Below are 7678 nucleotides of genomic sequence, written 5' to 3'. Positions count from 1 at the left end.
ATTTTATAATCAAAGTCCATACATCTTTATTGAAGATCCTATTAAACAAAAATTCAATTTGAAAGGTAGACTTACTTACATCTTTGAAATCAGTAGATAAAAAACTTCCTTTTGCAATTAAATACCATGTGGGACTGGCAAAAATAGCAACTAGGAAAAGAGAAAGGAGAAAAGGTTTAAATAGATTCTCTTTATTTGAGAAAAGTAATCCAAACATAAAAATTAGTGATATAAATGAAATAATTAATGCTTCGCTTTTGACATTGATCAATAATGCTGCAGTTAGGATTAACCATACGATTGTTTTTTTTTCATTTAGTTCTAAGAGGAAGTATGTAACTAAGGCAAGTAATACGGAAACTGGGAAATCTGCGCATAGGTCGGAATTTACTAAAAGATAGTTTGGTTGAAACAAAAATACTCCTGAAACCAAAAGAAATATAATTTTCCCATACTTGTGTTTAATAGAAAGAACTCTGCCCAATAAGAAAATATATACGATGAACAAGAAAAAATAATTTGGAAGTTTGATTAGAGTTAAAAATGTTTCTGTTTCGGGAAATACAATCGAAACGTTCGCATGTAAAAATGGAATTCCTAGAGGATAGTTTGGCATGCGCCAATAAGAATTCCATAGTGGTATTGGGTCTTCGTTTAAAATTCCCAATGCAATGACTCTTCCTTTCCCTACCCACATTGCATAAGCATCAATCATGCCAAATGGATTGATGCTCCATCGGATTTCAACTATATAGATAATGCATAAAAATATAGAAGTTAATGCTATAGAATAGATAAGGAATTCTTTTTTATTCTCAATTCTTTTAAACACCTTGATACATTGGTAAAAACTGAAGATTGCAAAACCAAGGATCAAAATAGGAAGTGCGATATATAGTTCAGGAAAGAAGCCGAAAATGATGAAGGAAAATATGTTTATCAATAATAGAAAGAGTAATGATGTTTTCATAATGTCGCACATTTGCTGAGTAGAAAAAATTCACCTTTTACAATCTCTTCGCATTTCATTAAATTTTTAGGTTTTGTGATCTCGCTTTTGAATTCTTCTTTTGGTGAAATGACATGAATTTTGCTATTTTTAGCAATTTCCAACGGGTAAATTTTTGTGGGAGCAGTGGCCATTTGTAGAACATCGGAATGAAAGTTTTGAGCATCGTTATAATACAATTCTTCTGAGCCAAACTTAATTCTATGTTCTTCGGCAAGATTGTTAATATCGAAGAAATAATTTGGATAAAAAAGATGAGGAAATCCAGCTGCAAATTGTTTCATTGCGTTTGCATTCTTTTTAGCTGTGCGTATTTCTTTGAATGCGTTGCTCCATGTTAATATGGTTAATAGAATTAAGCTTGCGATAAATACGTTTAGAAAAATCGATCTCAAGGATTTAGTCATAGTTCTGAAGTATTTCTTTGTCAGTTTAAATTGAGTTTTCTAAATTGACAAGGTTTTTATACCTTTGAAATGCTGATTGAATTGATTATATTTTGATTAGAGGAAGAATCTATATTTTAAGTGTATGATAGATCCCTTCTCAAATCGACAAAGCAAACCAAGGAAATAGAAAATTGAGTTTTTTAAATCAGAAAAAATGGATCAATTTAGTAAGTGATGTGGGATTTCAGATCCTATTTTTTTTCCTCATAATCAGCAGTGTTTTTTACTTAGTCAACTTACAAGGTTTTTTCGGTGAATTTTACTTCTTAACTGATCTTGCTGCCAATGATTTTCAAATCATGGAAATTTTGAAGGGTAGTTTGGGTTACGGCGCCTATTCTAGGTTCCAGTTCAACCATCCAGGGCCGATCTATTTTTACTTTTTGGCATTTGCGGAAAAAGTTTTTGTTTTTTTTGAGTCGGAATACTCTCGTTATGTGCTTTTAACTTATGTTTTGAATGTCATTTGTTTAGGAGTTTCCTTATATCAAATTACCAAGACCTATCAGTCATTCCTTTCGGGATTCTTACTCTTTGTTTCTTTTTTGTTTGTCACTTATAGTTTAGGATTCACGTTTTTCTTTGAGACTTGGACACCGTATGTGATGGTTTGTCCTTTTTTGTTATATGTAATTTCAGTAATCCAAGTGATTGAGAAACAGTGGAATTTTTTACCTATATTTTTTCTCTTAGGTTCTTTAATATTCCAATTGAATATTATGGGTGCCGTTCCGTTTGGAATCGGAATTTTATTCCTTCTGTATCATCTCTACCAATTCCAAAAGAAAGGTGATTTCCCCGATCAAAAAAAATTCAAATTACATTTAGGAATTTCCGTTTTGGTTTTGGTTGTTGTATGGTTACCAGTTCTATACGATTTTTTAGTTCATTTTCCAGGGAATATTTCAAAAGTAATTGGTTACTTACTCAAAGGCGGGGGCAGTAAAAAGCCATTTGAAGTCATTGGATTTTTGAATACTACCTTTGTTCAGATGTTTCATTTTCCCTATGCCCTTGGTTTTTATTTGGTAATTGTTTTAGTTCCTTATTGGAAAAAATTACACTTAGATTCCTTTTCCAAAAATTTAAGAAATTTTACTTCACTTTATACATTTATCACTCTCCTTACATTATTTCGAATGAAGGGGCCGATCGTTCCTCATTTGTTTTGGCATTTTTTTGCGGTCATCGCATTGCAAATGTTTTTACTGATTCGATCCATGCCATGGAAACACATTCCCATTAAATGGAATTTAGGTTTCGTTGCTTTTGTAACGCTTCTTTCGGTTGTGATGGTCTTGTCTTTTGGAAAGGTGCCAGGGAAAGAACGAAATCTTTACGTAAAGGAGATTGTGAGTCTTGTCCAAGGATTAGATGAGAATTTTGTTTTACATTGGGAGATGAATGAAAGAGATTTTTCTCAAGGGAATTTGGTATTGGGAGTGGCATCCCGACTAAACCGAAATGGCAAAAAGGTATGTTTTCAAGAACCATGGTTATTTCTTGTTCCAAAACCATACCATTGTTCGGAGTCGGATACAAGGAATGCAACCTTACTCCTTTTTGAAAGTTCCGAAACACGATTTCCCAATCTAGAAATGGTGAAAAATGAAGTTCATTACCAAGATACGAAAATCAAGGTGATCAAACCTTGATCCGTTTTCAGTGGTTTTTTGATATTTGAGAACCGTTATTTTTTACTCGAATTTTAGAATTCAATTGTCTTCCTTTCCTAGTAACAAAGTATGGAACTGATCCTTTAATCTATGCATTATTATCTTGTCCCTAGAAAAAAGCCAAATCTTCTCTCTCTCATCATTCCTTGTTATAATGAGGAAGAAGTTTTAGATTACCTAAAACAAAGACTGAGGGAAACCATTCCCAAATTGAATGTGAATACCGAAATCATTTTAGTCAATGATGGAAGTTCGGATCGTACCATCCTTGGGCTTATGGAATGGGCCAAAGAAGACAAACAAGTTCGGGTGATTTCCCTTGCCAGAAACTTCGGACACCAAATTGCTGTTACGGCAGGAATGGATCATGCCCGAGGGGACGCTGTTGTCATTATGGATGCGGATTTACAAGATCCACCAGAAGTGATACTCGAGATGATCGAACGTTACAAGGAAGGATACGATGTCGTCTATGGCCAAAGACTCGCTCGTTCCGGAGAATCGTTTTTTAAAAAGATCACTGCTTGGGCATTTTACCGCCTTATGAAAATCCTGGTGCATAAAGATTTACCTCTGGATTCAGGAGACTTCCGTTTGATCTCCAGACGTTGTTTGGATGCATTGAATGGACTCCGAGAAAATCACCGGTTTTTACGGGGTATGAATGCCTGGATTGGGTTTCCACAAATCCCTGTGTATTACAATCGGGACCCTCGTGTCGCTGGTGAAACCAAATACCCCTTACAAAAAATGCTCAAATTGGCAATGAATGCAGCGGTTTCATTTTCACCCTTACCACTTCGTTTCAGTTTGGGACTTGGGATTGTCGTCGCACTCATCGGTTTTTGTGTGGGAATTTATGCTCTTTACCGTGCGTTCCAACATTTTATTTTACAAATGCCAATCGTTTACAATCCGGGTTGGGCAACCATCGTCACCTTAATTTGTTTGATCGGTGGATCGATTCTCATCTCCATTGGAATTTTGGGGGAATATGTTGCTCGCATATTTGAAGAATCAAAAGGTCGACCACTCTATGTGATTGAGTTTATGGAAGGTGGAGTTAAGAAAGATAACCAGGGAATTACCTCACGCAGTCGTGGTAAAAAAAGTTCTTAATGCATCACAAATGGAAATGGTCACTCTCAAAAGAAAGTGACCTAGTTTCTTTTAATTGGTAAACGCAGAAGATAAACTTTCTTTGATCTTTTGTCTGGTGTTTTCGACATCTTTAGGCAAAGTCAATTCATCAATCCATTTCAATAAAAAGGCCTCATCCACCAATTTTCCTTCCAAAACTTTTCCAATCATACCTGCAATTACCGAGAGGATTTGGTTGGTATCTAAAAATCCATTTTGTTCTAATAACAATGCCATTCCCATGGCACCTTCTGTCCCGTAAAACGCCTGTTTTTTGCCAAATTCCGATTCATACATGCCTTCAGGTAAAGCTTCCTTTACTTTTTGGATCATATCGGCTTCACTTGGACCGTGACTGGTTCTGTTAATGATGGTTAAAACCACTGGATTTTTGGGTCCGTGGATTCGTAGAATTTCTTCCGCATACAGACGAATTTTTTTCGCTGCATCTCTTGTGATCGCATCTCTTCCTAAAAAGTTCAATTTGTATAAGTATTCTTCTAAGGAGTCTCCAGTGATTTTACCCATACAAATCAATTGGTAGACAGTAAAGATCATATAATCGGATTCGGTATTATCTCCGAGTAAAATTTCTTTGGCTTGGGTAGGCAAATAAATTCGGTCATACAAAAGAATGGAAAGTTTGTAAGACATTTGGTCAAAGAGACTTTGGTAAGAGGCTCCTAAGAACTTTTTTGTACGAGACCAAGCAGGTTTGAATCCATTTTGAAAAAATTCAAGAGGATTAAAAATGGTATCGATGACTTTATCAAAAACTCCCTTAATCGTACCTTCCAAATATTTTAAATGTAAGGATTCAATTTGGATATTGTCTTTTGCGATGGTGGCAAGCATGGTCCTTCTGAAAAAATGAGGGCTTGCTGAGATAAAGGCAAGGGGAGAGTTCTCCGTTGCAAGCCTTAGCTCCCTGTACAATTCTGGCATTCCCGGAAGCGCCTGTTTTTGGTTAGGTGTTTCAAAAAGAGCAGAGAACTTTCCTTTTCCTGAGTGAATGTCTGTGGCAAGGTAGGTTTGATCAATATCGGAAGTGACCACAATCCCTTGGTAGTCTTCTGGTAAAATTCTAAGTTTTCCTTTGCCGACGATGGTGGTTCTACCGAGGATTGAGTTTTCTGTGGCATTCAAATGAGCTAGGTCTTTGGAATATTGGCGAAAGCTATCCAAGCCTTCTAAAATGACTTGGAAATCATGAAAGCCAATGGGCAGTTTGTCTCGGATTTCACAGGAGAAAAATCCATCTTCATCTGCTTTGATTTTTCCTGATGTATAAATGGTTTTTCCCAAATGATCAAAAACTTCTAATTTTAAAACGGGTTTTCTGACGGGAGCGAGAGAGAAGTCAAGAAAGGGTGTGATTTTGGTTTCGTCGCCTTTGAATAGACCCGTCATGAGGTCCCAGAGTCCTTCTGCCTTCATGAGGTCAGTGATTCCTACATCGACCACTTGTCCTCGTACAAAGGATCTTCGTTCCCTGCCAAGGGAGCCACCGCAGACAGCGATTCTTTTGATATCGGTAATGATGGGTTGTGAAGTATTTGGTTCTTGGGACATAGAATTTATGCCCTTAAGCGTCTAAGAAAACAAGGAGCCGTCTATTCCTTTTTATGGCATCACTACGATCTACGAATGATTTTGTAAAACTTTTGCAGAGGGAGGGAGAACTCCATGTCATTTCCGACCCAGTTGACCCTTATTTGGAGCTTGCGGAAATCCAGAGGCGAGTGGTTGCCAAAAAAGGCCCAGCACTTCTCTTTACGAATGTCAAAGGGACAAAATTCCCAGTGGCCACCAATCTCTATGGATCTGAAAAACGAATCCATTTGGCTTTTGGCGAAAAACCTGTCCAAACGATCGCAAGACTTGCCAAACTTGCCAAAGAAATATTTCCCCCAACATTCTCCAAACTTTGGAAGGAAAAATCCCTCGCACTGCTTCCCTTCCAAGTGGGTTTGAAACAAGTTCGTCGGGCTCCGATCCTTGGCGGGCAGGTAGCCCGCGTGGAAGAACTTCCAGGGCTTGTGTCTTGGCCAAAAGATGGTGGTCCCTTTGTGACCTTACCATTGGTGTATACACAACATCCTCATTCGGGCAATGGGAATTTAGGAATGTATCGTGTGCAGTTGTTTGGTGAAAAAACAGTTGGGATGCACATACAAATTCATAGAGGAGGTGGGTTTCATTATTATGAAGCTGAAAAAGAAAACAAAGCACTTCCAGCCCATGTGTACATTGGTGGTCCTCCTGCGTTAACCATTGCAGCTGTGGCACCTCTTCCAGAAGAAATTCCAGAACTTGTGTTTGCTTCCTTTCTCATGGGAGAAAAACTCCGGATGAAAAAAGACAAATCGGTATCGCCATACCCAATCGTAGCAGATGCCGATTTTGCCCTCATTGGTTCCATCCCACCTAAGTTACGAAGACCAGAGGGTCCTTTTGGAGACCATTACGGATACTATTCTTTGTTACACGACTATCCTTATTTAGATCTCTCTCATATCCTTCATAGAAAGGATGCCATTTGGGCCGCAACAGTAGTTGGTCGGCCTCCACAAGAAGACCATTACATAGCCGAGTTTTTACAAGACTTGTTATCGCCGATGTTTCCCCTGGTCATGCCTCAAGTCCTTGGTGTTTGGGCCTATGAAGAATCGGGAGTTCATTCACTGGCTGCGGCCATTGTGAAAGAACGGTATTTCCGCGAAGCCTTTATGGGAGCTCTTCGCATTTTAGGAGAAGGGCAACTTTCTCTGACAAAGTGTTTACTTGTGACCAATGAGAAAGTGAACTTAAAAAACTTTTCCGAAACATTTCGGGTCATTACAGAACGATGTGATCCAAGAACTGATTTTTTTATCTTTAGCAATATCAGCCAAGACACACTCGACTATACAAGTGGAACCGTGAATAAAGGGAGTAAACTTTTGTGGATGGGAATTTCGGATCCAACAAAACCGATTTTGAATCCAAACCTTCCTAAAGAATTCAATGGTAAGTTCAAGGACAAACGATTCCAAAACCCGAAGGTATTTTTACCAGGGGTTCTTGTTGTGAAAGGATCAGAATTCCAAACAAATGATCGTTTGGCGGATAGTTTACTGGAAGAGGATTTAGGAAACTTCTCGTATGTGTTTTTAGTAGATGACTCGGAAGATGCGGTAAAAACAGATTCCGATTTTATTTGGACGATGTTTACTCGAATGGAACCTGCTTCCGATGTGTATGCGAGAACCGAAACGATTCGAAATCATATCTCCTATAAAATTCCCATTGTGTTTGATTGCCGAATGAAACCTTGGATCCCAGAAGTGCTCGCGGCCTTACCAGAAACCGTGAAACAAGTGGAAAACCGATTTGGGAAATGGATTGATTCTCTGTAATTGGGG

Annotated in this window: 5 protein-coding genes and 1 pseudogene; 3 read left to right on the top strand and 3 right to left on the bottom strand. The window is 38.0% G+C overall.

Annotated elements, in window-relative coordinates; translation table 11 throughout:
* Window positions 1-832, bottom strand: a pseudogene (locus tag EHQ59_RS00980) (hypothetical protein); the annotation flags it as partial.
* Between the two features lie 134 nt (window positions 833-966).
* Entirely contained in the window at window positions 967-1416 is a 450-nt protein-coding gene (locus EHQ59_RS00975) for a hypothetical protein (protein ID WP_167481358.1), read from the bottom strand.
* 173 nt (window positions 1417-1589) lie between these two features.
* Here EHQ59_RS00975 and EHQ59_RS00970 point away from each other — a divergent pair, with 173 nt between their 5' ends.
* Together EHQ59_RS00970 and EHQ59_RS00965 are read left to right on the top strand one after the other, a co-directional pair.
* The gene (locus EHQ59_RS00970) at window positions 1590-3113 is read left to right on the top strand and encodes a hypothetical protein (RefSeq protein WP_135617290.1); all 1524 of its coding nucleotides are present in this window, start codon (window positions 1590-1592) and stop codon (window positions 3111-3113) included.
* Between the two features lie 111 nt (window positions 3114-3224).
* On the top strand, window positions 3225-4253 hold the full coding sequence (locus tag EHQ59_RS00965) for a glycosyltransferase family 2 protein (protein WP_135617289.1): 1029 nt from the start codon (window positions 3225-3227) through the stop codon (window positions 4251-4253).
* Window positions 4254-4304: 51 nt separating this feature from the next.
* Here EHQ59_RS00965 and EHQ59_RS00960 read toward each other — a convergent pair whose 3' ends face one another.
* A complete protein-coding gene (locus EHQ59_RS00960; RefSeq protein WP_135617288.1) occupies window positions 4305-5846 on the bottom strand; it encodes a phosphatase domain-containing protein in 1542 nt (513 codons plus the stop codon).
* 53 nt (window positions 5847-5899) lie between these two features.
* Here EHQ59_RS00960 and EHQ59_RS00955 point away from each other — a divergent pair, with 53 nt between their 5' ends.
* Window positions 5900-7672 (top strand): UbiD family decarboxylase, encoded by a 1773-nt coding sequence (locus EHQ59_RS00955; protein ID WP_135617287.1) that lies wholly within the window; start codon window positions 5900-5902, stop codon window positions 7670-7672.
* The last annotated feature ends 6 nt before the right edge of the window (window positions 7673-7678 follow it).

The organism is Leptospira kemamanensis (assembly GCF_004769665.1).
GTDB lineage: Bacteria > Spirochaetota > Leptospiria > Leptospirales > Leptospiraceae > Leptospira_A > Leptospira_A kemamanensis.
The sequence above is the reverse complement of the archived record's forward strand: the minus strand, read 5'-3'. Positions and strand labels throughout refer to the sequence as shown.